Origin of the sequence: Aeromonas sp. R7-2 (assembly GCF_040908105.1) — a bacterium.
GTDB lineage: Bacteria > Pseudomonadota > Gammaproteobacteria > Enterobacterales > Aeromonadaceae > Aeromonas > Aeromonas caviae.
Genome location: NZ_JBFODC010000026.1, coordinates 144757 through 167081, shown reverse-complemented (window position 1 = coordinate 167081; position 22325 = coordinate 144757). Strand labels below are relative to the sequence as shown.

The 22325-nt window shown below is 60.2% G+C and carries 23 protein-coding genes and 1 other RNA gene; 7 read left to right on the top strand and 17 right to left on the bottom strand.

What is annotated here, in order from left to right; all coding sequences use genetic code 11:
- Positions 1-2 precede the first annotated feature (2 nt).
- The 9 genes from mraY to rsmI all read right to left on the bottom strand — a co-directional run bounded on the left by mraY (position 3) and on the right by rsmI (position 9219).
- Complete coding sequence (mraY, locus tag AB5Y47_RS11550; protein WP_010675838.1) at positions 3-1085, bottom strand: phospho-N-acetylmuramoyl-pentapeptide-transferase; 1083 nt, start codon at positions 1083-1085, stop codon at positions 3-5.
- Positions 1079-2434 carry a UDP-N-acetylmuramoyl-tripeptide--D-alanyl-D-alanine ligase gene (gene murF / locus AB5Y47_RS11545; RefSeq protein WP_319910268.1) on the bottom strand — a complete coding sequence of 452 codons (1356 nt, stop codon included), beginning with the start codon at positions 2432-2434 and terminating at the stop codon, positions 1079-1081. The genes mraY and murF overlap by 7 nt, the downstream gene beginning before the upstream one ends.
- Positions 2431-3915, bottom strand: a complete 1485-nt coding sequence (gene murE / locus AB5Y47_RS11540; RefSeq protein ID WP_049637191.1) for a UDP-N-acetylmuramoyl-L-alanyl-D-glutamate--2,6-diaminopimelate ligase — start codon at positions 3913-3915, stop codon at positions 2431-2433. The genes murF and murE overlap by 4 nt, the downstream gene beginning before the upstream one ends.
- Positions 3916-4010: 95 nt before the next feature.
- Positions 4011-5777: a peptidoglycan glycosyltransferase FtsI gene (locus tag AB5Y47_RS11535; RefSeq protein ID WP_010675841.1), complete on the bottom strand. Its 1767-nt coding sequence runs from the start codon at positions 5775-5777 to the stop codon at positions 4011-4013.
- Entirely contained in the window at positions 5774-6088 is a 315-nt protein-coding gene (gene ftsL, locus AB5Y47_RS11530) for a cell division protein FtsL (RefSeq protein ID WP_010675842.1), read from the bottom strand. Before ftsL ends, AB5Y47_RS11535 begins: the two co-directional genes overlap by 4 nt.
- Before the next feature lie 3 nt (positions 6089-6091).
- Entirely contained in the window at positions 6092-7030 is a 939-nt protein-coding gene (rsmH, locus tag AB5Y47_RS11525) for a 16S rRNA (cytosine(1402)-N(4))-methyltransferase RsmH (protein WP_042015088.1), read from the bottom strand.
- Complete coding sequence (gene mraZ, locus AB5Y47_RS11520) at positions 7031-7489, bottom strand: division/cell wall cluster transcriptional repressor MraZ (RefSeq protein WP_039040489.1); 459 nt, start codon at positions 7487-7489, stop codon at positions 7031-7033. It lies immediately after the preceding gene.
- 447 nt (positions 7490-7936) lie between these two features.
- An RNA gene (gene rnpB, locus AB5Y47_RS11515) (RNase P RNA component class A) lies at positions 7937-8323 on the bottom strand.
- Positions 8324-8385: 62 nt separating this feature from the next.
- Positions 8386-9219, bottom strand: coding sequence for a 16S rRNA (cytidine(1402)-2'-O)-methyltransferase (rsmI, locus tag AB5Y47_RS11510; RefSeq protein ID WP_368220250.1), 834 nt, complete (start codon positions 9217-9219; stop codon positions 8386-8388).
- Positions 9220-9418: 199 nt separating this feature from the next.
- Between rsmI and AB5Y47_RS11505 the strand changes: the two genes are divergently transcribed.
- The 4 genes from AB5Y47_RS11505 to dolP are packed head-to-tail and all read left to right on the top strand — an operon-like array spanning position 9419 to position 12705.
- Positions 9419-11209, top strand: coding sequence for a penicillin-binding protein activator (locus AB5Y47_RS11505; RefSeq protein WP_368220249.1), 1791 nt, complete (start codon positions 9419-9421; stop codon positions 11207-11209).
- A complete protein-coding gene (locus tag AB5Y47_RS11500) occupies positions 11127-11522 on the top strand; it encodes a YraN family protein (protein ID WP_080770042.1) in 396 nt (131 codons plus the stop codon). Before AB5Y47_RS11505 ends, AB5Y47_RS11500 begins: the two co-directional genes overlap by 83 nt.
- Positions 11523-11531: 9 nt before the next feature.
- Entirely contained in the window at positions 11532-12122 is a 591-nt protein-coding gene (locus AB5Y47_RS11495; protein WP_010675848.1) for an SIS domain-containing protein, read from the top strand.
- 4 nt (positions 12123-12126) lie between these two features.
- Positions 12127-12705, top strand: a complete 579-nt coding sequence (gene dolP, locus AB5Y47_RS11490) for a division/outer membrane stress-associated lipid-binding lipoprotein (protein WP_010675849.1) — start codon at positions 12127-12129, stop codon at positions 12703-12705.
- Positions 12706-12748: 43 nt separating this feature from the next.
- Here the strand turns inward: dolP and AB5Y47_RS11485 are convergent, their stop codons facing one another.
- The 8 genes from AB5Y47_RS11485 to zapE form a co-directional block, all read right to left on the bottom strand.
- A complete protein-coding gene (locus AB5Y47_RS11485) occupies positions 12749-13180 on the bottom strand; it encodes a ClpXP protease specificity-enhancing factor (protein WP_185367287.1) in 432 nt (143 codons plus the stop codon).
- Positions 13177-13806, bottom strand: coding sequence for a stringent starvation protein SspA (gene sspA, locus AB5Y47_RS11480; RefSeq protein ID WP_039040485.1), 630 nt, complete (start codon positions 13804-13806; stop codon positions 13177-13179). The genes AB5Y47_RS11485 and sspA overlap by 4 nt, the downstream gene beginning before the upstream one ends.
- 87 nt (positions 13807-13893) lie before the next feature.
- Complete coding sequence (locus AB5Y47_RS11475; protein ID WP_336591372.1) at positions 13894-14628, bottom strand: cytochrome c1; 735 nt, start codon at positions 14626-14628, stop codon at positions 13894-13896.
- Positions 14625-15842 (bottom strand): cytochrome bc complex cytochrome b subunit, encoded by a 1218-nt coding sequence (locus AB5Y47_RS11470; protein WP_010675853.1) that lies wholly within the window; start codon positions 15840-15842, stop codon positions 14625-14627. Before AB5Y47_RS11470 ends, AB5Y47_RS11475 begins: the two co-directional genes overlap by 4 nt.
- A 2-nt stretch (positions 15843-15844) precedes the next feature.
- Positions 15845-16435: a ubiquinol-cytochrome c reductase iron-sulfur subunit gene (petA, locus tag AB5Y47_RS11465; RefSeq protein ID WP_010675854.1), complete on the bottom strand. Its 591-nt coding sequence runs from the start codon at positions 16433-16435 to the stop codon at positions 15845-15847.
- 299 nt (positions 16436-16734) lie between these two features.
- Positions 16735-17127: a 30S ribosomal protein S9 gene (gene rpsI / locus AB5Y47_RS11460; RefSeq protein WP_005336286.1), complete on the bottom strand. Its 393-nt coding sequence runs from the start codon at positions 17125-17127 to the stop codon at positions 16735-16737.
- Between the two features lie 14 nt (positions 17128-17141).
- Positions 17142-17570 carry a 50S ribosomal protein L13 gene (rplM, locus tag AB5Y47_RS11455; RefSeq protein ID WP_005336289.1) on the bottom strand — a complete coding sequence of 143 codons (429 nt, stop codon included), beginning with the start codon at positions 17568-17570 and terminating at the stop codon, positions 17142-17144.
- A 266-nt stretch (positions 17571-17836) separates the two neighbouring features.
- The gene (gene zapE / locus AB5Y47_RS11450) at positions 17837-18931 is read right to left on the bottom strand and encodes a cell division protein ZapE (protein ID WP_049637186.1); all 1095 of its coding nucleotides are present in this window, start codon (positions 18929-18931) and stop codon (positions 17837-17839) included.
- A 139-nt stretch (positions 18932-19070) separates the two neighbouring features.
- Between zapE and AB5Y47_RS11445 the strand changes: the two genes are divergently transcribed.
- The 3 genes from AB5Y47_RS11445 to degS all read left to right on the top strand — a co-directional run bounded on the left by AB5Y47_RS11445 (position 19071) and on the right by degS (position 22108).
- The gene (locus AB5Y47_RS11445) at positions 19071-19451 is read left to right on the top strand and encodes a YhcB family protein (RefSeq protein ID WP_010675856.1); all 381 of its coding nucleotides are present in this window, start codon (positions 19071-19073) and stop codon (positions 19449-19451) included.
- A gap of 81 nt (positions 19452-19532) precedes the next feature.
- Positions 19533-20891, top strand: a complete 1359-nt coding sequence (locus AB5Y47_RS11440) for a Do family serine endopeptidase (protein ID WP_042015057.1) — start codon at positions 19533-19535, stop codon at positions 20889-20891.
- 89 nt (positions 20892-20980) lie between these two features.
- The gene (gene degS, locus AB5Y47_RS11435) at positions 20981-22108 is read left to right on the top strand and encodes an outer membrane-stress sensor serine endopeptidase DegS (RefSeq protein ID WP_010675858.1); all 1128 of its coding nucleotides are present in this window, start codon (positions 20981-20983) and stop codon (positions 22106-22108) included.
- Positions 22109-22325: the final 217 nt, after the last annotated feature.

Here is a 22325-nt window from a genome sequence, read left to right as displayed (position 1 = left end):
GCTTACCTCACCTTCAGGGTGGCGAGGCCAAGCAGCACCAGCATGAGGGTGATGATCCAGAAGCGCACGATGACGCGCGGCTCCGGCCAGCCCTTCTTCTCATAGTGGTGATGGATGGGGGCCATGCGGAAGATCCGCACGCCGCGCAGTTTGTAGGATCCGACCTGCAGGATCACCGAGACGGTCTCCATCACGAAGACACCCCCCATGATCACCAGCAGAAACTCCTGACGCACCAGCACCGCGATGGTACCGAGCGCGCCGCCCAGAGCCAGGGAACCGACGTCCCCCATGAAGACCTGGGCCGGGTAGGTGTTGAACCAGAGGAAACCCAGGCCCGCGCCCACGATGGCGGTACAGACGATCACCAGCTCGGAAGTGTAGGGCACGTAGGGAATGTGCAGGTAGTTCGCGAAGTTGACGTTGCCGGTCGCCCAGGCGATCAGGGCGAAGCCCCCCGCCACCATCACGGTGGGCATGATGGCGAGGCCATCCAGGCCATCGGTCAGGTTGACCGCGTTGGAGGTACCGACGATGACGAAGTAGGTCAGCAGGATGAACATCAGGCCGAGCTGGGGCATCACATCCTTGAGGAAGGGCACCACCAGCTGGGTCTGACCATCGTGGGTGGCCGTGGCGTAGAGGAACACCGCCACACCCAGCGCGACCGCGGACTGCCAGAAGTACTTCCAGCGGGCGATGAGGCCGTCGGTGTTCTTGCGCACCACCTTGAGATAGTCATCGGCAAAACCGATGGCGCCATAGGCCCCCAGCACGAACAGCACCAGCCAGACATAGGGGTTGTCGAGGCGGCACCAGAGTAGCACAGAAGTGAAGATGGCGGCAATGATCATCAGGCCGCCCATGGTCGGGGTGCCCTTCTTGCTGAGGTGGGATTCGGGACCGTCGTTGCGGATCACCTGGCCGAACTTCATGATCTGCAGGCGACGGATGAGGCGCGGCCCCATCCAGAGCGCCACCACCAGACCGGTGATGATCGACAGGATGGCGCGAAACGTCAGGTAGGAGAAGACGTTGAAGAAGGTGAAGTGCGGGGTGAGCAGTTCCGCCAGCCAGACTAGCATGTGGCTGACTCCTGATGGCCCTTGACCATCTCGACGATATCTTCCATGCGGGAGCCACGGGCGCCCTTGACCAGAATCGAAATTTCCTGATGTGTCTTTATCATTTGCGCAAGCACTTCAAACAACGACGCCTTGTTATCGAAATGTCGGCCATCCGCGGCATCTGCGGTGTGGCGACTCTGTTCCCCTACGGTCAGCACGGCATCGAGGCCCTGCTCACGGGCGTGGTGTCCGACCCGGGCATGCTGCGCGGCGGACTCCTCACCCAACTCTTTCATGTCACCGAATACCAGCACCTTGTAGCCGTTCATGGCGGTCAGGGCATCGATACCCGCCAGCACGGACTCCACGCTGGCGTTGTAGGTGTCATCCACCAGAGTGAGGCCACCCCAGCGTTGCACGCAGAAACGGCCCTTGACCGGCGCCATCTGCTCCAGTCCCGCCTTGACGGACGCAAGCGATGCGCCCAGGGCCAGGGTCCCGGCGGCGGCAGCCAGGGCGTTGGCCACGTTGTGGCGACCCGGAATGGCCAGGGTCAGGTTCACCTCTCCCTGGGGCGTCACCATCACGAACCCGGCACAACCCTGCTCGTTGAGCACGATGTCGCGGGCGTGGAACGGCTGACGCTGATCCTGGAGGGAGAAGGCGCACTGGATGCCCTTTTCACGCCACTTCGGCCAGAACTCGTTGTCGGCATTGACGATGGCAGTGCCGCCCTCGCCTAACCCTTCGAAGATTTCGCTCTTGGCATGGAACACCCCTTCCAGGGAGCCAAAGCCTTCCAGGTGCGCGGCAGCGACGTTGTTGATGATGGCGGCGTCGGGTCTGGCGAGCGACGTGGTCCAGGCGATCTCGCCCGGGTGGTTGGCTCCCAGCTCCATCACCGCGAACTGGTGTTGCGGCTCGAGGCGCAGCAGGGTCAGCGGCACCCCCACCTCGTTGTTGAAGTTGCCGGCGGTGGCCAGCACCTCCCCTTCACAGCGCAGGATGGCCGTCGCCATCTCCTTCACCGTGGTTTTGCCACAGCTGCCTGTGATGGCGAGCACTTTCGGATTGATGCGCTCGCGCACCAGCCTGCCCAGACGCCCAAGCCCCTTGAGGGTGTCGGCCACCACCAGTTGTGGAATGGCCAGCGGCAATTCGCGCTCTACCAGCAGGGCACTGGCGCCGGCGGCAACCGCCTGGTCGCAGAAATCGTGGGCGTCGAAACGCTCGCCGCGCAGGGCTACGAACAGCGCCCCCGCGCCCAGGGTACGGGTGTCGGTGCTGACCGCCGTGATCTCATGGTCGCCCCCGATCAGACGGGCATCGAGCACCTGCGCCAGGTCGGCAAGCCTGAGGGTCATCATTTGAATGACTCCATTAATGTGTGCAAGGCGGCTGCGACGGTTTCCCGATCGCTGTAGTGCCGCTTGTCGGTTCCAATGATCTGATAATCCTCGTGGCCTTTGCCGGCCACCAGGATGATGTCCTCTTTGCTCGCTTGGCTCAGTGCCAACTGGATTGCCTTGGTCCTGTCGTGTTCGATCTGCACGGCGCCGGGATCGCGAAGACCCGCCACCATGTCGGCCATGATCCGGGCCGGCTCCTCGGTACGGGGATTGTCGTCGGTCAGGATCACGCAGTCCGCATGCTGCTCCGCCATGGCAGCCATCATGGGACGCTTGCCGCGATCCCTGTCGCCGCCGCATCCCACCAAGCACCAGAGCCGGCCGTGACAGTGCACCCGCAGGGCCTGCAATGCCTTCTCCAGCGCATCCGGGGTGTGGGCGTAATCGACCACGGCGAGCGGCGCATCGCCACCGCCGAAGCACTCCATGCGACCGGTCACCGGTTGCAGTCTGGGGGCCGTCGCCAGCAGGTCATCGAAGTCGTAGCCGAGCACCAGCATGGCGCCCATGGCGCCCAGCACGTTGCTGACGTTGAAGCGGCCGAGCAAGGGGGCGGATAATACACCATTCCCCCAGCTGGAGTTAATGCGCGTATCGAAACCTTGTTGGTGGAAATGGGGATCCTGCGCCGTCAGTTGTCGTCCGGCATGGTTTTCAATCGGACCATGAACCCCGAAAGCCACCGCACCGGGATAGGTCGCCAGCCATTGCCGTCCCAGATGGTCATCGGCGTTGATGACGGCGCAGGGCTCATCCACCAGCTTCAGCAGCTCCTCCTTGGCGGCGGCATAGGCCTCCATGGTGCCGTGATAGTCCAGATGATCCCGGCTCAGGTTGGTGAAGACTGCCGCGGCAAACGGCAGGGCCGCTACGCGATGCTGCACCAGACCGTGGCTGGAGACCTCCATCGCCACCAGATCAGCCCCCTGCTGCTGCAAGGCGGCCAGATTGGCCTGCACCTGGACCGCGCTGCCCGTGGTGTTCTCTGCTTCGATGAGCTCGCCAAACAGACCGTTGCCTATGGTGCCCATGACCCCGGCCTTGCCCCCCAGCAGGGTGCGCCAGTTGGCCACCAGCAGGGCCGTGGTGCTCTTGCCGTTGGTGCCCGTGATGCCCACCAGTTGCAGCTTTTGCGCAGGGTGACCGTAGAAATGACCGGACAGCTCGGAGAGACGAGCGGGAAGATCCCTCATGCCGATGCAGGGGATCTGGGTCGCCGGAGGGACGAATTCTCCGTCCTCCTCAAACAGCACGGCGGTCGCTCCCTGAGCCACCGCCTGTTCGATGAAGCGCCTGCCATCCACCTGATGGCCACGAATCGCCACGAAGAGCGAGCCGGGACCGACCCGCCGGCTGTCGAGCTGGAGATCGGTGAGGGAAAGCGCCGGGGCATCGATGCCGAAGCGGCTCATCAGTTGATCAAGTGTGCGGGGCGGCATGGGAAGCCTCCGAAAATGCGGGAATGCGGGCGCTCGTACACGCCATGGAAAACGCCCCGACAGCAGCGGGGCCGATGGAAAAAGCCGGATGCCCGTCAAGTACGCGGTGCGCCATTGTTGGCCTCCGTGCGGGCAAGCTTGGCGGGTACCTCGGGCGGGATCGCATCGGGACGGATGTTGAAGAGCTGCAACACGCCTCCCATGGCCTCCGCAAAGGGCGGGGTCGCCACGGCACCGCCGTAGTAGGCATCCCCCTTGGGCTCGTTGATCACCACCACCATGACGAAACGGGGATTGCTGGCCGGCGCGAAACCGGCAAACCAGGCCATGTAGTCCTTGCCATAGCCCCCAGCCACGGCCACCTTGGCGGTACCACTCTTGCCACCGACCCGATAACCGGGGATCTGGGCCTTGGGAATGGCATTGCTGACCACGTACTCCAGCGCCTGCAACATGGCAGCGGCGTTGTTGTGATCGATGACCTGCTCACCCTTGGGCGGCTTGGTCACCTTGATGATGGAGAGCGGAACCCGCTTGCCCTTGTTGGCCAGGGTGGCGTAGGCGGAGGCCAGCTGCAGCGGGGTCACTCGCAGACCATAACCAAACGACAGGGTGGCTCGCTCGATGTCGGACCAGCGGCGACGCTGGGGCAGCATGCCGCTGCTCTCCCCCATCAGGCCGCTGCCGGTGTCCATGCCGAAGCCCACCATACTCAGGGTGTTGATCATCTCCTGGGCCGGCATCCGCAGCGCGATGCGCGACATGCCGATGTTGGAGGAGTAGCGCAGGATGTCATACAGGTTGGTCGCCTTGTGGATACTCACGTCACGGATCTGCTTGGCCCCGATGAAGAGGGGGCCGCCCGGGATGAAGTCCTTCCAGCTGGTGACACCGGCTTGCAAGGCACTAAGCAAAATCAATGGCTTGACCGTGGAGCCCGGCTCATAGGTATCGGTCACCACCCGGTTTCGCACCCGGAAACTCTGGTACTGACCGCGGTTGTTCGGGTTGTAGGAGGGGGTGTTGACCATGGCGAGCACCTCGCCGGTCTTCACATCCAGCATCACCATGGAGCCGGAGGTGGCCTTGTTCTCGTCGGTAGCCCGTTTGAGGGCGCGATAGGCCAGCGCCTGCACCCGCTGATCGATGCTCAGTTGCAGATCGTTGGCGTGCTTGCCCTCTTTCACCAGGCCCAGGCGCTCGATGACGCGGCCCTGCCTGTCCTTGCGCACCCGCATCTCGCCAGGGGTTGCGGTCAGCCACTCGTTGTAGCTGCGCTCAATCCCCTCGATGCCGCTGCCATCGATGTTGGTTACCCCCACCAGGTGGGAGCTTATCTCGCCGGTCGGGTAGAAACGGCGCGCCTCGGGGCGCAGATAGATGCCCCCCAGCTTCAACCCCTTGATGTACTCGGCCACCGCAGGCGTCACCTGTCGCTGCAGATAGACGAAGCGCTTGCTCGGGTTGGCGATGCGATGCTTGAGGGTGTTGATGTCGAGCTTGAGCACGGCGGAGAGTGCCAGCCAGGCACGCTCGTTGTGGATGGCACCGGACTCGTGCACCGTCTTGGGATCAGCCCAGACAGCTTCGACCGGCACGGATACCGCCAACTGTTCGCCATTGCGGTCCGTGATCATGCCGCGCACCGCCTGGGTGGAGGTGGTGCGCAGGGAGCGCATGTCCCCCTCCTGGCGCAGTCTGTCCGGATCTATCACCTGGATCCAGGCCAGCCGCAGGATCAGCCCCGCAAATGCGATGCCGATGAAGAAAACCAGGGTACGAAAGCGCCACGGGTAGAGTGAGGGTGCTTTCGCCTTGGCTTTGTCCTTTGCCGGAGCCTTGGTGGCGGCCTTGCGTGTCATGGTTGTGTAATTACCTTTTCAGTGGTCACCAGGGGGCGAGCCATCTGCAACTTGTCCATGGCCAGACTCGCCACCCGGGAGTGCTCAGCCAGTGTGCCCTGTTCCAGCAAGAGGTGGCGCCACTCGATGTTGAGCCTGTCCTCCTCCGCCATCAGATCGTTCTGCTTGGCCGTCAGACCCCGGGTCATGTTGGTCACCAGGATCACCGCAAAGGCGGTGACCAGCACGGCGACGGTCAACAGGACCTGCAACTTGTGGCGCCAGAGATCCGCAACGATCTCCCTGGCGAGGTGAACGCGCACATCGCTCATCGCTTACTCCGCAAGACGCTCTGCGACCCGCAGCACCGAGCTGCGGGACCGGGTGTTTTCATTGACCTCATGGTCGGAAGGCTTGAGCGCCTTGCCGATCGACTTCAGCTTGCGACCACCGGCAAGCTGGGCTTCGGTCAGGGGGATCCCGTGGGGTACTTCCGGACCTTTCTCATGCTTGCGAATAAAATGCTTCACCAGCCGATCTTCCAGAGAGTGGAAGCTGATGACGGAGAGACGACCGTGAGGAGCCAGCACGTCCAGCGCGCCGTTGAGGGCGGTTTCGATCTCGTCCAGCTCGCTGTTGATGTAGATGCGGATGGCCTGGAAGCTGCGGGTCGCCGCGTGCTTGCCCTTCTCCTTGCTCGGGTTGACCCGGGCAATCATCTCCGCCAGCTGGCGGGTGCGCACATAGGGCTCTGTCACCCGATCGTGCACGATGGCGCGAGCAATCTTCTTGGCGAAGCGCTCCTCACCGAAGGTTTTCAGCACCCAGGCGATGTCGTCCACATCGGCACGGGCCAGCCACTCGGCGGCGCTCTGACCGGAGGTGGGATCCATCCTCATGTCGAGCGGGCCGTCCTTCATGAAGCTGAAGCCACGCTCGGCATCGTCAAGCTGGGGGGAGGAGACACCGAGATCCAGCAGGAAACCATCGACCTTGCCCAGCAGGCCGCGTTCGGTCAGATAGCGGGTGATGCCGGAGAAGGGACCGTGCACGATCTCGAAACGGGGATCCTGGATCTTGGCCGCCTCGGCAATGGCCTGGGGATCCCGGTCGATGGCGATCAGACGGCCGTTCGGGCCCAGATGCTGGAGAATGAGACGAGAGTGACCACCCCGGCCAAAGGTACCGTCGACGTAGATACCGTCCGGCTTGATGGCCAGCCCTTCGACGGCTTCGTGCAACAGCACTGTGATGTGTTCAGCGGCTTGGGTCATTTATAAAGAAAAATCCTGTAGTCGTGGTGAACTTGCCCAGTCGTCCTCGGGCAGGCCCAGGATGTCGTCGTTGATCTGTTGTTGCCAGCGGGCTTCATCCCACAGCTCGAATTTGTTGAGCTGGCCCACCAGCATGACTTTCTTGTCCAGCCCGGCATGGCTGCGCAGCGGCTGGCTGAGCAGCAGACGGCCATTGCCATCCAGTTCGCATTCGGCCGCGTGGCCGAGCAGCAGACGCTGCAGGCGGCGTTCTGCCGGGTTGGTGCTGGAAAGGGTCTTCAGCTTGCGCTCCACCTCTTCCCATTCATTCAGGGGATAAAGCAGCAGACAGGGATGGGCGATGTCGATGGTGCAGACCAGCTGGCCGTCGCACTCGTCGCGCAGCCAATCACGAAATTTGGTCGGAATCGCCAACCGCCCCTTGCTGTCCAGGCTGATGGCGTGAGCGCCACGCAACAAATTGCAGTCCCCGAAAGGTGAGTTATGGGGGCTAGATGCCCAATAAAACCACTTTGATCCACTTTTCTCCACCATGAAGTTTAAGGACGAGCAGGGGGCTTTTCAAGCAAGGATCTCGGGCATGGGGAACATATTGACGCAGCGTGATGGGACTACCGATTAAATGAATTGATTTTCCACAAGTTATTTGTGTTACCCGCAACTCGATTAATTTTCAGCAATTAAAAAACTGACAAATTGCACGAATAAACATCAGCCATACAGGCCGCGCTTCTCCAGCGCCATCACGATATTCAGAACATGGAAAAATTCCACATAACAGATTGATATAAAATACATTTGTTAAACATAGCTAGCCCAACAGTAAATATCACGAGTCGACCGAGGCAGTACTTTATGGTTAATAAAAAGAGCCTTGCGATAAATCGCAAGGCTCTTCAGGAAAGAGGTCGGAGTCGGCCTGTAAGCCGGGTTCTGTACCGGGTTGCCCCGGGTAGCAATCATTCCTCTAGGCCAGCAATCGCTCGCTGGCTCAAGCAACCTACCCGCCCCCAACGCGGGCCGCGCCAATAGGGGCCTATTTGGTCTTGCTTCGGGTGGAGTTTACCGTGCCACGAACTGTTGCCAGTCGCGCGGTGCGCTCTTACCGCACCCTTTCACCCTTACCTGATCCCTTGCGGGCCATCGGCGGTCTGCTCTCTGTTGCACTGGTCGTAGGCTCGCGCCCCCCAGGCGTTACCTGGCACCCTGCCCTGTGAAGCCCGGACTTTCCTCCCCTCCGCCCGTCTGTCCCGAGGGACACAACGACGAAGCAGCGATTGCCCAGCCAACTCCGAGGCGCGGATTATAGCCTCGCGAGACGGACGGGGTAAACCGTCAATTCCGGTTTACGGCAATTAATAGTGCTCGAGGCCGTATTTGTAGAGGGAGTTCTTCTTCACCCCGTGGATCTCGGCGGTGAGGGCTGCAGCCTTCTTGAGGGGCAGCTCGCTGACCAGCAGGCCCAGGGTGCGGATCGCCTCCGCAGGCAACTCGTCATCCACCTTGCTGGCACCGGCGACCACCAGCACGATCTCCCCGCGGCAACGGTTATCGTCCTCTCCGAGCCAGGCCAGCATCTCGGAGGCGGGCAGACCGTGGATGGACTCGAAGGTCTTGGTCAGCTCGCGGCACACCACCACCTGGCGCTCGCCAAGGATGCGAGCAATCGCTTCCACGGTATCCTGCACCCGGCGCGGCGATTCGTAGAACACCAGAGAGCGGGTGTCTTCGATGACGGCTTGCAGGCGATCATCCCGCCCCTTGGCCTTGGCCGGCAGGAAACCCTCGAAGGCGAAGCGGTCGGTGGGCAGCCCGGCGGCGGACAGCGCCGTGATGGCAGCGCAGGGACCGGGCAGCGGCACCACCTTGACCCCGGCTTCGCGACAACGGGTGACCAGATGATAACCGGGGTCGCTGATGAGCGGCGTCCCCGCATCGGAGACCAGGGCCACGCTCTTGCCCTCCTTGATGCGGGCGATCAGCACATCCGCCTTTTGCTGCTCGTTGTGATCGTGCAGGGCAAAGGTCGGTACCGAGATCTGGTAGTGGCTGAGCAGGATCCCGGTATGCCGGGTATCCTCGGCGGCCACCAGATCGACGCTGCGCAGCACGTCCAGTGCTCGCTGGGTGATGTCGGCCAGATTGCCGATCGGAGTGGGGACTATATACAGGGTTGGGATGTCACTCATGGGAGCTCCGAGTGTCCCGACAATTGTGTCGCCATATTGGCCCGTTTACACTATGGAGAATTTCAACACTGGTCGGGGAATGAACTTGAACCGGGTTATAAAGCAGCTAAGTGTATCACGACTCTTCGGCATCCTACTCGCGGCAGTCCTGCTCGCCGCCTGTGCGTCGGAGCCCAATCAATCTTCCGGACAACCCGGCATGCCGTCAGCCTTCTCGGATCTGACCAAAAATGCCCAGTGGTATCTGGAGCAGGTGGATCCCGCCAAACCGGCAGAGGCCTTCGTGTGGCAGATGATGGCGGCGCGCAGCTATCTGGCGCTCGGCCAGGCCAAACCGGCTGCCGCCCTGTATCAGCAGTTGCAGAAGCAGGCGAAGAGCCCGGAGCAGCAGGCGCAGTTGCAACTGCTGCAGGCACACCTGCTGCTCGCCCAGGGCAACGCCAACCAGGCGCTGATCCTGCTGGAAGGCAAGCCGGATGTGGTGCTGGATGCCGATACCCAGAAGGACTGGTACCGCCAGCGCGTGGTGCTGCAGCTCGACATCAACAACAAGTTTGGTGCGGCCAAGTCGCTGATCCTGCTGGAACCTTATCTGGCCAAGAATGAGCTGGCCACCAATCACCAGCAGATCTGGTCACTGCTGAAAAGCATGACCCCCTCCACCCTGCAGGCGCTCGAAGAGGAGCCAGCTCCCGATGTGACCACCGGCTGGCTGCGTCTTGCGGCGCTGGTGAACGAGTTCGGGGCACAGCCGAGCCAGCTGGCCCGCCAGCTTGCCGGCTGGAAGCAGAGCTTCCCTAACCACCCTGCCCAGAGCGACATGCCGGCCGGCCTTGGGGATCTCGCTACTACGGACAACGGTTCGCTGCAGCAGATCGCCGTCTTCCTGCCGCTCTCCGGCAACCTGGAAGCCCAGGGCGCCGCCATCCGCAACGGCATGCTGATGTCCTACAAGGAAAATCAGAGCCAGTTCACCCTGAACTTCTATGATACCCAGGGCAAGGCAATGGGGGATCTCTACAAACAGGCGATTCAGGAAGGGGCCAACATGATCATCGGCCCCCTGCTCAAGGATCAGGTGGAGGAGCTGCTCAAGTCGAGTCCGACCGTGCCGGTGCTGGCGCTCAACGAGCTGGACAAGCCGATCGTCAACGACAACACCTTCTATTTCTCGCTCTCCGCCGCTGCCGATGCGAGCCAGGCGGCCCAGTACCTCTATGGTCAGGGCTACCGCAAGCCGCTGCTGATCGCGGCACAAGGCCGGATTGGCTACAGCAGTATCAAGGCGTTTGAGCAGGCCTGGGCCGGCGTCAGCCAGGAGAAGCCCGTGGTTGCCACCTTCGGGGCGCGCAACGAAGTGCAGGGCATGGTCAAGAACGCTCTGAGCGGCCGTTCCACCGCACGAGCCGGGGAGATTGTCCAGCTGTCCGATGCCGCGCCGCGCAGCATCGACGCCGTCTATGTGGTGGCCAACAGCCTGGAGACCCGGATGATCAAGCCCTATGTGGACATCTCGGTCAACCCCATGGGCAGCCTGCCCATCTACAGCAGCTCGCGGGGATACGACGGCGGGACGACCGAGGTGGCATCCGAGCTCAACGGCATGCATATCTCCGACATGCCACTGCTGCTGGGTGGCTTCGAGACGCAGCGTGAACAGATTGCCCTGCTCTGGCCCCAGACCCAGGGCGACCTGCTGCGCCTGTTCGCCCTCGGTTACGATGCCGTCAGCCTGGCAGGCAACCTGTCGCAAATGCGCAAGGTCAATGCCATGCAGCAACCCGGCATGAGCGGCCAGCTGAGCGTGGATCCCCAGGGCAACATAGTGCGCATGCTGGACTGGGCCACCTACCAGAATGGCAAGCTGGTCAGCGACAGCGCTGCCCCCCAGCTGGAGGATGCGACTCATGAAGAGGCTACTGACACAACTTCACCAGCAGTGGTTGAACCTGTTGCCGTCGGCAGCGACGAGCAAGGGACAACACTTTGAGCAAATAGCGGAACGCTGGTTGCAGGCCCGCGGCCTGCAACCCGTGACCCGCAACTACCGCTGCCGTGGCGGCGAGATCGATCTCATCATGCGCCAGGGGGAGACCCTGGTGTTCGTTGAAGTGAGATATCGCGCCAACGCCACTCATGGCGGTGCAGCCAGCTCGGTCACCCGGCGCAAGCAGCACAAGATCGTGCTGGCCGCGCGCCACTATTTCAAGCAACATGCCATCAATGAGGCCAACCAGGCCTGTCGATTCGATGTGATCGCGTTCGAGGGCGACCAGCCGGACTGGATCCAGAACGCGTTTTAAGAGGACCCCATGACTGATCCCATCAAAGAGAATTACACCGAGAGCATCCAGACCAAGATAGCTGCCGCCGAAGCACTGCCGGATGCCATCCATACGGCAGCCCAGATGCTGACCATCTGCCTGCTCAATGGCCACAAGGTGATGGCATGTGGCAATGGTCCTTCCTCGGCATTGGCACAGCTGTTCATTTCCGAACTGGTGAACTGCTATGAAACGCCTCGCCCCTCCCTGCCCGGTCTCGCCCTGACGCCCGACATGGCGACCATCAGCGCCATCGCCACGGATCACGGTTTCGAAGAGGTCTATGCCAAACAGATACGTGCTCTGGGACAACCAGGCGACATCCTGGTGGTCATCACCACGACAGGCAACAGCCGCAGCCTGATCAAGGCTGCGGAGGCCGCCCTCTCCCGCGACATGACCATCATTGTTCTCGGTGGCGGAGACGGGGGAGAGATCGCCGGTCTGCTGGGCCCCAATGACGTGGAGATCCGCGTTCCTTCCGCTCGCCGTCCTCGTATTCTGGAAGTGAACCTGTTGACCCTGCACTGTCTCTGTGATCTCATCGACCAGACACTTTTCCCGCAACAGGAAGACTGAAACCATGAAGAAGCCTATTCTCGCTCTTGCCCTGCTGACCGGCGTCCTGCTGCTGCAAGGCTGTGCTGCCGTGGTGGTCGGTGGCGCGGCTGGCACCGCCAAAGCGAGCGGCGATCGCCGCACCCTGGGTGCCCAGTGGGACGATCAGACCATAGAGCTGAAAGCCGCCAACCTGTTGGCCGACAACAAGCCCCTGAGCGCCGCCAGCAAGATCAGTGTCTACAGCAACAACGGCCGTGTGCTGCTGGTGGGTCAAACACCCTCTGACGCTTACAAACAGGAAGCGGGCAGAATCGTGAGCCGGATTGAAGGGGTTCGCCATGTCTACAACGAGCTGCGCCTTGGCAAACCAGTCAGCATCGGCGTGCGCAGCAATGACACCTGGATCACCTCCAAGGTGCGGGCCGACATGCTGGGCACCAAGAACTTCGACAGCGCCAAGGTGAAGGTTGTCACCGAGAATGGCGAGGTATTTCTCATTGGGTTGGTCACCCGCCAGGAAGGGGATCAGGCCGTGGAAATCGCCCGCCACGTCAGCGGCGTTAAACAGGTGATCAAAGCCTTCGAGTTTGCCCAGAATTGACCATCTGGCAGGATGAAAAAACGCAGCCTTCAGGCTGCGTTTTTTATTTGATGACTTTCAGGGTCGGGCGACCGCTCGGGCGCGGTGGTTCCGGCTCGGGGTCAACCGACGTGGGTGACTGTGCCTGTTCCAGCCAGAGGTCATACCCGGGCTCCGGCGGGAACAGGGTCCCCACTCCGTTCTCCCTGGCATGGATGGCCAGTACGGCCGCCATGGGAATATAGACCTGCTGCGATACGCCACCGAAACGGGCGCTGAAGCTGACAGCGTCATTGTCCATGTGGAACTGGCCCACGGCCCGGGGGGCGATGTTCAGAACAATCTGGCCATCCTGCACGAACTGCATCGGTACCATCACATGGGGAATGTTGGCATTGACCACCAGATGGGGAGTCAGATCGTTATCCAGCAACCAGTCAAAAAACGCCCGCAGCAGATACGGGCGACTGGGTGTCATTGTCGGTTCCATGCTCATACGCCGGCACGGATCTCGCGCTCGGCCTCGGTCAGGGAAGCCTGGAAAGATTCACGCTCGAACAGGCGAACCATGTAAGCCTTCAGCTCTTTGGCGCCACGACCGGTAAAGTCGATGCCCAGGCTCGGCAGACGCCACAGCAACGGCGCCATGTAGCAGTCGACCAGACCGAACTCTTCGCTCATGAAGTAGGGCATCTCACCGAAGATGGGGGCGATGGCCAGCAGGTTGTCGCGCAGCTCGGCACGGGCGGCTTCGGTATCGGTGCCCGCCATGATCTTGTCGGCCAGAGAGTACCAGTCCAGCTCGATGCGGTGCATCATCAGACGGCTGTTGCCGCGCGCGACCGGATAAACCGGCATCAGGGGCGGATGCGGGAAACGCTCGTCCAGATACTCCATGATGATGCGCGAGGTGTACAACGCCAGCTCGCGATCCACCAGAGTCGGTACAGTGTTGTACGGGTTCAGCTCGGCCAGCTCATCCGGCAGGTTGGCAGGATCAACCTGGCAGATATCCACGCTAACACCCTTCTCCGCCAGGACAATACGCACCTGATGGCTGAACATATCGTTGGCACCGGAAAACAGCGTCATTACCGAACGCTTATTGGCAGCTACAGCCATTGAACCCTCCCGTCATTAAAAAGCAGAAACGGCAATGAAGCATGTCTGTCTTCATTGCCGTGCGTCATATTACTCCGATCTGGTCGCTTAGTGAACGTCGCGCCAGAATTCCTTCTTCAACAGCACAGTGAAGATGAAGAAGATAGCGATGAATCCGAGTACCCAGAAGCCCATACGTTCGCGCTCCTGCTGCACCGGCTCAGCCGAGTAGACCAAGAAGTTTACCAGATCCAGTACCGTCTGATCATATTCTTCGTTGTTCATTTCACCGTTGCCGTCAGATTTGATGCTGACGACTTGCTGCATCTCCACGCCATCCAGGGTGTGCGTCTCGAACTCGGCGCGGGGCGTCCCCTGCAACGGCTCCAGCACATGGGGCATACCCACGGATGGGAAGACGGCGTTGTTCACCCCGAATGGACGGGTTTCGTCCACATAGAAGGAACGCAGATAGGTGTAGATCCAGTCTGCACCACGCACCCGGGCAACCAGGGTCAGGTCGGGGGGCGGCGCGCCGAACCAGCGAGCAGCATCCTTCTCGGACATGGCGCTCTTCATCAGATCGCCGATCTTGGCGCCGGTGAAGACCAGGTTCTCCTTCATCAGATCGTCCGGAATGCCAATGTCAGCCGCCACCCGGTTATAACGCTGGTACTGGGTGGAGTGACAGCCGGCACAGTAGTTCATGAAGGTGGCGGTCCCCCGTTGCAGGGATGCCTTGTCACTCAGATCGTACTCCGCCTTGTCGAGGGGGAAGCCACCGCCAGAGGCCAACACCAGACCAGGCAGCAGGGCCAGCACTGCAAAAATTATTCTTTTCATTTGAATGTCACCCTCTCCGGCAGCGGCTTGGTGTTCTCATTCTTGCTGTAGAAGAACAACAGGACGAAGAATCCGAAATAACCCAGAGTACAGAGCTGTGCAATCAGCGTCAGGGTCGGGGTTGATGGCAGCACGCCCAGCACCCCCAGGATAATGAAGCAGACCACGAACTGGGCGATGTTCAGCTTGTGCAGGGTGCTGCGGTAACGCACCGAGCGCACCTTGCAGCGATCCAGCCAGGGCAACAGGAACAGCACCACGATGGAGAGGCCCATCATGATGACCCCCAGGAGCTTGTCAGGCACCGCACGCAGGATGGCGTAGAAGGGGGTGAAGTACCAGACCGGAGCGATATGCGCCGGCGTCTTCAGGCCATTGGCCACCTCAAAGTTCGGTTTCTCGAGGAAATAGCCCCACATGTCCGGCTTGAAGAAGATGATGGCACAGAAAAAGAACAGGAAACCGGCTACCCCGATCATGTCCTTCACGGTGAAATAGGGGTGGAACGCGACCGCATCCAGTGGCCAGCCGTTCTCGTCCTTGTGCTTCTTGATGTCGATGCCATCGGGGTTGTTGGAGCCTACCTCGTGCAGCGCCAGGATATGCATGGCCACCAGCATCACCAGCACCAGCGGCAGAGCGATGACGTGCAGCGCAAAGAAGCGGTTCAGGGTCGCACCCGAGATGACATAGTCCCCCCGGATCCACAGGGTCAGATCGTCACCGATAACGGGGATGGCACCGAACAGCGAGATGATGACCTGGGCCCCCCAGAACGACATCTGCCCCCAGGGCAGCAGGTAACCCATGAAGGCCTCGGCCATCAGCACCAGGAAGATCAGCATGCCGAAGATCCACAGCAGTTCCCGTGGCTTCTGGTAAGAGCCGTAGATCATGCCGCGGAACATGTGCAGGTAGACCACGATGAAGAAGGCGGATGCCCCGGTGGAGTGCATGTAGCGAAGCAGCCAGCCGTAATCCACATCCCGCATGATGTATTCCACGGAAGCGAAGGCACCTTCCGCCGAAGGGTTGTAGTTCATGGTCAGCCAGATGCCGGTGATGATCTGGTTGACCAGCACCAACATGGCAAGAGAGCCGAAGAAGTACCAGAAGTTCAGGTTCTTGGGCGCCGGATACTTGGCCATATGGTCGTTGTACATGGCCGTGAGCGGGAAACGATCATCGATCCAGCCCATGAGTTTGGCAAACATGGTCAGGCCTCCTTGCCATCGGCACCGACCAGAATGGTGGTGTCGCTAAGAAATTGGTATGGCGGAATGACCAGGTTCAGCGGTGCGGGGACGCCCTGGAACACTCGACCAGCCATGTCGAATTTGGAGCCATGGCAGGGGCAGAAGAAGCCGGAAGTTACCCCTTGAACCTGCTCGCCGAAGCTGTCGGGCAGATAGGACGGGGAGCATCCCAGATGAGTGCAGATGCCAACGGCCACGAAGATTTCCGGTTTGATGGATCTGTAGCCATTGTGGGCATAGTCCGGTTGCTGTGGCTCGTCTGACGCAGGATCCCGCAGCTTGTCATCGTGTGCAGCCAGAGCATCCAGCGTCTGCTTGGTACGCTTCACCACCCAGACCGGTTTACCACGCCACTCGACGCGGATCAGCTGACCCGGCTCCAGCTTGCTGATATCCACTTCAACCGGGGCGCCTGCCGCCTTGGCTTTGGCACTCGGATTCCATGACTTAATAAACGGCACTGCGGTAAAAGCAGCTCCTACACCGCCAACGGCAACCGTTGACCAGGTAAGAAATCTGCGGCGACCGGTATCAACTGGCGCATTGCTCATCCAAAAACTCTCCCATGTGGACTCCGCTCATTCTTATAGTGTCCCTGTTTACTTCTCCTCTCCCTCTGACAACTGCAATGGAAGCGGAGTGGCAATTGACACAGAAAGACCATGGAAATTTTAAAGAAAAGATAACAATTTGACAAGAAAGGGAGTCGATGGGCAAAAACAATAAATACACAATTTTTTGTCTTTTGTGACGTATGCTTAGCATTGTCACATGTAACATTACCAATAAAAAAAGCCTGGCAAATTGCCAGGCTTTTTTGACACTCCTGAGAGTGCGTACCAAAAGCGAATTAACGCTTGGAGTACTGCGGACGCTTACGCGCTTTGTGCAGACCGACTTTCTTACGCTCAACCTTACGGGCATCACGAGTAACAAAGCCAGCTTTACGCAGTTCGGAACGCAGGGTCTCGTCGTACTGCATCAGAGCACGAGTGATACCGTGGCGGATCGCACCAGCTTGACCGGAGATGCCACCACCGTTAACGGTAATGTACAGATCCAGTTTCTCGGTCATCTCGACCAGTTCCAGCGGCTGACGAACTACCATGCGGGCAGTCGGACGGCCGAAGTATTGCTCCAGGGAGCGCTGGTTGATTACGATTTTACCGCTACCCGCTTTGATGAATACGCGAGCAGTGGAGCTTTTGCGACGGCCGGTACCGTAGTATTGATTTTCTGCCATGTTGCCAGTTCCCGTTAGATATCCAGTACTTGAGGTTGCTGAGCAGCATGAGCGTGCTCTGCGCCTGCGTAAACTTTCAGCTTACGGAACATGGCACGGCCCAGCGGGCCCTTCGGCAGCATGCCCTTGACGGCAGCTTCGATTACCATTTCCGGCTTACGCTGAATCAGCTTGTCGAAGCTGATGGACTTGATACCACCCGGGAAACCGGAGTGAGCGTGGTACATTTTGTCGGTAAATTTCTTACCGGTTACGTGTACCTTCTCAGCGTTTACAACGATGATGTAGTCACCGGTGTCAACGTGCGGAGTGTACTCGGCTTTGTGCTTACCACGCAGACGAGCAGCGATCTCGGTTGCGATACGACCCAGAGTTTTACCTTCTGCGTCCACAATGTACCAGTCACGTTTTACGGTTTCTGGCTTGGCAACGAAAGTTTTCATTAAGTTAAACCCAATTACCTGTTACAGACCCAATTGCTTATGGGGGCTCTCCCACAAACAACAAACGATGGCCTACCTGTACCCCTTCGAATACAAGTAAAGCTTAAAGTGTTGCTGTCTTATCGACAGCTGTAACGTGGGCCGGGCGATTATAAGTGAAGTTGCCTTAAATATCACCTGCTAATTTCACTGCCATGAAGCTAGCAAATGTCGCCCGGCCCTACCTGCCGCAGATGCCCATCCGACTGGCAGGCGCGGTATTGTGACTAAGGAAGGTGCACTCTGGCAAGGTATTCGTGCGATTGCATCTCCTGAAGCCGTGAAAGGCAACGCTTGAATTCGAAATTCAGCAGGCCTTCGCCATAGAGCCCGGTCATGGGGACCGCCGCCGATATGATGAGCTTGACGTGCCGCTCATAAAACTCGTCCACCATGGCGATGAAGCGGCGGGCCGCGTCATCCGTGCTGCTGCCCATGGGTTGCACATTGGCCAGCAGGACGGTGTGGAACTCACGGGCCAGTTCGATGTAGTCGCCCTGGGAGCGTGGAGTACAGCACAGCTGTTCAAACTCCATATAAAGCACCCCTTCCCCCACGCCCAGTGCACTCAGTTGGCGATGGTTGACTTCCAGTGCGGCGGCAGTCACCGGCCCAATCCCGGTCAACTGGCTGAAATAACGATCCAGGTTGCTCCTGGCCTGCTCATCCAGCGGGAAGTGATAGATCTCTGCCTGTTCCAGGGTTCGCAGCCGGTAATCGACACCGCCATCGACATTGATCACCTCGCAGTGACGCTCGATAAGCGCGATAGCAGGCAGGAAGCGAGCACGCTGCAACCCGTTGCGGTAGAGATCCTGAGGGGGGATGTTGGATGTGGCCACCAGCACTACGCCATGGCCAAAGAGTTCCTGGAACAGAGTGCCGAGCAGCATGGCATCCGTGATATCCGAGACGAAAAACTCGTCGAAACAGATGACGTCGGTCTCGTCGGTCAGCTTGCGGGCGATCAGCTTGAGCGGATCGGACTGACCGGTCAGCCCTCTGAGCTCGTCGTGCACACGGTGCATGAAACGGTGGAAGTGGATGCGCAGTTTGCGCTCCCCCGGCAGGCTCTCAAAAAAAGTATCCATCAGCCAGGTCTTGCCTCTGCCCACACCGCCCCACATATATAACCCCTGGACGGGGTCACGGGTTTTCGGCTTTTGCAGCCAACCCAGCAGGCCACGGGATCTGGTCGGAGTCGGGCTTGCGCACAGATCCTGATAGAGTCGCTCCAGGCGGGCGACTGCCATGGCCTGGGCCGGATCGGCCACAAAGCCGGGGCGCTGCAAATCCTGCTGATATTTTTGCTGCGGGGTCATCCTGTAAACCGCCTCCAAGTCCCTGAATGAGGGACAAAATGGTATCACGCTCTCAGGGGGCACGGTATAGTGCCAACGAGGCGTTGCGGTCCATCCGACCGCTTCAAATTCATCGTGTTAGCTGTAACAAGGAGCTTCTATGACTCTGTTTAACGGGATCCTGCTGGCGATCGCCGCCCTGATCATCGGCGTGCTGATCGGCCGCTTCTCTGTCCGTAGCCGGGATGCCGGACGCCTGGAACAGGAGCTGAAAAAAGCCCACAAGGAGCTGGAAAGCTACCAGGGGCAGATCACCACCCACTTCGCCGACAGCGCCGCCCTGATGGAGCAACTGGCCGAACAGTACCAGACCCTTTATCGCCACATGGCGGAACAGAGCAAGTTCCTGGCCAAGGTACAGGAACCACTGTTCCGCGAACCCGAAGTGGAAGAAACAGGCGATGCCGCCAACAGCGAGGAGCCGGGCCTTCCTCCCCGCGATTACGCCGGTGCGTCCGGCCTGCTCAAGCAGCCGGGCTGATCGTCGGTTGAACTAATTACGCTTTATCGTGGTCAGACCTTGACGATTGCACTGCAACTTTTTCTGGGAGCTGTTTCTCATATGCGTAAATCTCTTTCTGTATTCAGTGTCTTAGCCCTCAGTGTCGGTATCGCCATGTCCTCAGCACCGGCGCAGGCCGCACTGCCCCTGATGGCGAACAACCAGGAGATGCCGAGCCTGGCCCCCGTCCTCGAGCAGGTGACCCCTGCCGTGGTCAACATCTCCGTCTCTGGCAAGAAGATCACCCGCCAGCGCCTGCCGGAACAATTCCGCTTCTTCTTCGGCCCCAACATGCCTGACGAGCAGGTGAGCGAGCAGCCCTTCCAGGCGCTTGGTTCCGGCGTCATCATCGATGCCAAGAAAGGCTACGTGATCACCAACGCCCACGTGGTCCACGAGGCGGACGAAATCAAGGTCAACCTGAAGGATGGCCGTGAGTATGCAGCCAAGAAAATAGGGGAAGACAAACAGTCGGATATCGCCCTGCTGCAAATCAAGGCCGAGGATCTGGTGCAGATCAAGTTCGCCGACTCCGACGAGCTGAGAGTCGGTGACTACGCGCTGGCCATCGGCAACCCGTTCGGCCTGGGCCAGACCGTCACCTCCGGCATTGTCAGCGCCCTGGGTCGCAGCGGCCTCAACATCGAAAATCTGGAGAACTTCATCCAGACCGATGCGGCCATCAACTCCGGCAACTCGGGCGGCGCCCTGCTCAACCTGCGCGGGGAGCTGATCGGCATCAACACCGCCATCCTGGGCCCCAACGGCGGCAACATCGGCATCGGCTTTGCCATCCCGTCCAACATGGTGCGCGATCTCTCCGAGCAGATCGTGAAATACGGCGAAGTGCGCCGTGGCCAGCTGGGGATTACCGGCACCGAGCTCACCAGCGAAATCGCCAAGACCTTCGGCTACAACAAGAAGGACGGTGCCTTCGTCAACCAGGTCATGCCTGACTCCGCTGCCGCCAAGGCAGGCATCAAGGCAGGCGACATCATCATCAGCATCGATGGCAAGCCCATCCGCTCCTTCGGCGAGCTGCGTGCCAAAATCGCCACCATGGGGGCCGACAAGCAGGTCTCGCTCGGCCTCATCCGTGACGGCAAGGAGCAGACCGTCAAGGTCACCCTGAAGAAAGCGGATGACAGCGAGATCCTGGCCAGCGCCCTGCATCCGGCCCTGGAAGGGGCCAAGCTGAGCACCACCACAGACCCCGTGACCGGCGTGGCCGTCTCCGACATCGATCCCCGCTCACCGGCAGCCGCCTCCGGCCTGCAAAAGGGCGACATCATCATCGGGGTCAACCGCCAGCGCATCAACTCCATGGGAGAACTGACCAAGGTGTTGAAAAACAAGCCGGAAGTCCTGGCGCTGAACATCCAGCGCGGTGACTCCTCGCTCTATTTGGTGATCCGTTAAGCCCCTCACACCCGCGGCAACCGCCGCGGGTGATTTTTATCCATCGATAATGTTATTCTCTGCCCGCAGCCTGTACGGACGAGAAAGACATGAAAATCCCACCTCTGATCAGCTACTTGGGCAAGTCCGTCGGCTTTGGCCTCGCCATGGCTGCGCTTTTGTTGCTGGTGTTTCCCAATTTTCGCGGCGGCGCCCCCCTGCCGGGCCTCATCACCAATGCCCGCGAGCTGAGCTTCTCCTACGCGGCCCATCGTGCCGGCCCTGCCGTCGTCAACATCTACACCCGCAGCTTCGCCGGCAATCGCGGTGAAAAAGCCGAACTCAGACCCCAGGGGCTGGGGTCCGGCGTCATCATGAACCAGCGCGGTCACGTGCTCACCAACTATCACGTCATCGCCGATGCGGACCAGATCATCGTCGCCCTGCAAGATGGTCGGGTATTCAGTGCAGAGCTGGTCGGCACCGACAAACTGACCGATCTGGCGGTGCTCTACATCGAATCGGACAACCTGCCGGTGATCCCGCAGGACCCGGATCGTCTGCCGGACGTGGGAGACGTGGTGCTCGCCATCGGCAACCCCTACAACGTCGGCCAGACCATCACCCAAGGCATCATCAGCGCCACCGGGCGTATCGGCCTCTCCAGCATGGGGCCGGACAGCAATGGCAGACAGGATCTGCTGCAGACCGATGCCGCCATCAACGAGGGCAACTCCGGAGGCGCCCTGGTCAATGGCCGTGGCGATCTGGTGGGTATCAATACCGCCGCCTACCACCTCAACGGCAATCAGGAGAGCTATGGCATCAGTTTTGCCATCCCCTACAAGCTGGCCAAGCGCATCATGGACGAGCTGATCGCCAACGGTCGGGTCATCCGCGGCTACCTCGGCATCTCCAGCGTCGAGATCAATCCCATCGTCGCGCGCATGCTGAACCTGGGGGACTTGCAGGGGTTGGTGGTGGAGAGCCTGGATCCCAATGGCCCAGCCACCAAGGCCGGTCTCAAACGTGGGGATGTGCTGCTCAAGATCAACGGAGAGGCCATCACCGGCGTGCGTCCCGTCATGGACAAGATCGTCGAGAGCCGCCCCGGCACCAAGCTCACCATCTCGGTGATCCGCAACGGCAAGCCGCTGGACGTCGATGTCATCATCGAAGAGGACCTGCGCTACCAGAATCAGACCCTGCCGACCAGCAGTGCGGCACCCGCCACCTGAGGGGCGGATCCTCGCAGGGCCCGACAGGGCCCTTTTTTGTGCCCGCTTTCCTCCGGCTCCCACCTGTGCGTGAGACAGCTCACACATTGGGCCAATGAGCAATCGGGCGAAGGCGCCGTCAAAACGCGCCACCGATCACACTCCCTTGCCGCCAGTCCGCTCCTTTCCTCTTCTTGATCGCCAAAAGGGCTTCTTTTGATGCCTTTTCCTCCGGATT

Coding starts and splice junctions, on each gene's coding strand:
- murF (WP_319910268.1), bottom strand. CDS start 2,434: ATGATGACCCTCAGGCTTGCCGACCTGGCGCAGGTGCTCGATGCCCGT.
- rsmH (WP_042015088.1), bottom strand. CDS start 7,030: ATGACCCAAGCCGCTGAACACATCACAGTGCTGTTGCACGAAGCCGTC.
- dolP (WP_010675849.1), top strand. CDS start 12,127: ATGAAGAAGCCTATTCTCGCTCTTGCCCTGCTGACCGGCGTCCTGCTG.
- rsmI (WP_368220250.1), bottom strand. CDS start 9,219: ATGAGTGACATCCCAACCCTGTATATAGTCCCCACTCCGATCGGCAAT.
- AB5Y47_RS11445 (WP_010675856.1), top strand. CDS start 19,071: ATGACTCTGTTTAACGGGATCCTGCTGGCGATCGCCGCCCTGATCATC.
- AB5Y47_RS11475 (WP_336591372.1), bottom strand. CDS start 14,628: ATGAAAAGAATAATTTTTGCAGTGCTGGCCCTGCTGCCTGGTCTGGTG.
- rpsI (WP_005336286.1), bottom strand. CDS start 17,127: ATGGCAGAAAATCAATACTACGGTACCGGCCGTCGCAAAAGCTCCACT.
- petA (WP_010675854.1), bottom strand. CDS start 16,435: ATGAGCAATGCGCCAGTTGATACCGGTCGCCGCAGATTTCTTACCTGG.
- degS (WP_010675858.1), top strand. CDS start 20,981: ATGAAAATCCCACCTCTGATCAGCTACTTGGGCAAGTCCGTCGGCTTT.
- zapE (WP_049637186.1), bottom strand. CDS start 18,931: ATGACCCCGCAGCAAAAATATCAGCAGGATTTGCAGCGCCCCGGCTTT.
- AB5Y47_RS11495 (WP_010675848.1), top strand. CDS start 11,532: ATGACTGATCCCATCAAAGAGAATTACACCGAGAGCATCCAGACCAAG.
- AB5Y47_RS11500 (WP_080770042.1), top strand. CDS start 11,127: ATGAAGAGGCTACTGACACAACTTCACCAGCAGTGGTTGAACCTGTTG.
- ftsL (WP_010675842.1), bottom strand. CDS start 6,088: ATGAGCGATGTGCGCGTTCACCTCGCCAGGGAGATCGTTGCGGATCTC.
- AB5Y47_RS11440 (WP_042015057.1), top strand. CDS start 19,533: ATGCGTAAATCTCTTTCTGTATTCAGTGTCTTAGCCCTCAGTGTCGGT.
- AB5Y47_RS11485 (WP_185367287.1), bottom strand. CDS start 13,180: ATGAGCATGGAACCGACAATGACACCCAGTCGCCCGTATCTGCTGCGG.
- AB5Y47_RS11535 (WP_010675841.1), bottom strand. CDS start 5,777: ATGACACGCAAGGCCGCCACCAAGGCTCCGGCAAAGGACAAAGCCAAG.
- murE (WP_049637191.1), bottom strand. CDS start 3,915: ATGCCGCCCCGCACACTTGATCAACTGATGAGCCGCTTCGGCATCGAT.
- AB5Y47_RS11470 (WP_010675853.1), bottom strand. CDS start 15,842: ATGTTTGCCAAACTCATGGGCTGGATCGATGATCGTTTCCCGCTCACG.
- sspA (WP_039040485.1), bottom strand. CDS start 13,806: ATGGCTGTAGCTGCCAATAAGCGTTCGGTAATGACGCTGTTTTCCGGT.
- AB5Y47_RS11505 (WP_368220249.1), top strand. CDS start 9,419: ATGCCGTCAGCCTTCTCGGATCTGACCAAAAATGCCCAGTGGTATCTG.
- mraY (WP_010675838.1), bottom strand. CDS start 1,085: ATGCTAGTCTGGCTGGCGGAACTGCTCACCCCGCACTTCACCTTCTTC.
- rplM (WP_005336289.1), bottom strand. CDS start 17,570: ATGAAAACTTTCGTTGCCAAGCCAGAAACCGTAAAACGTGACTGGTAC.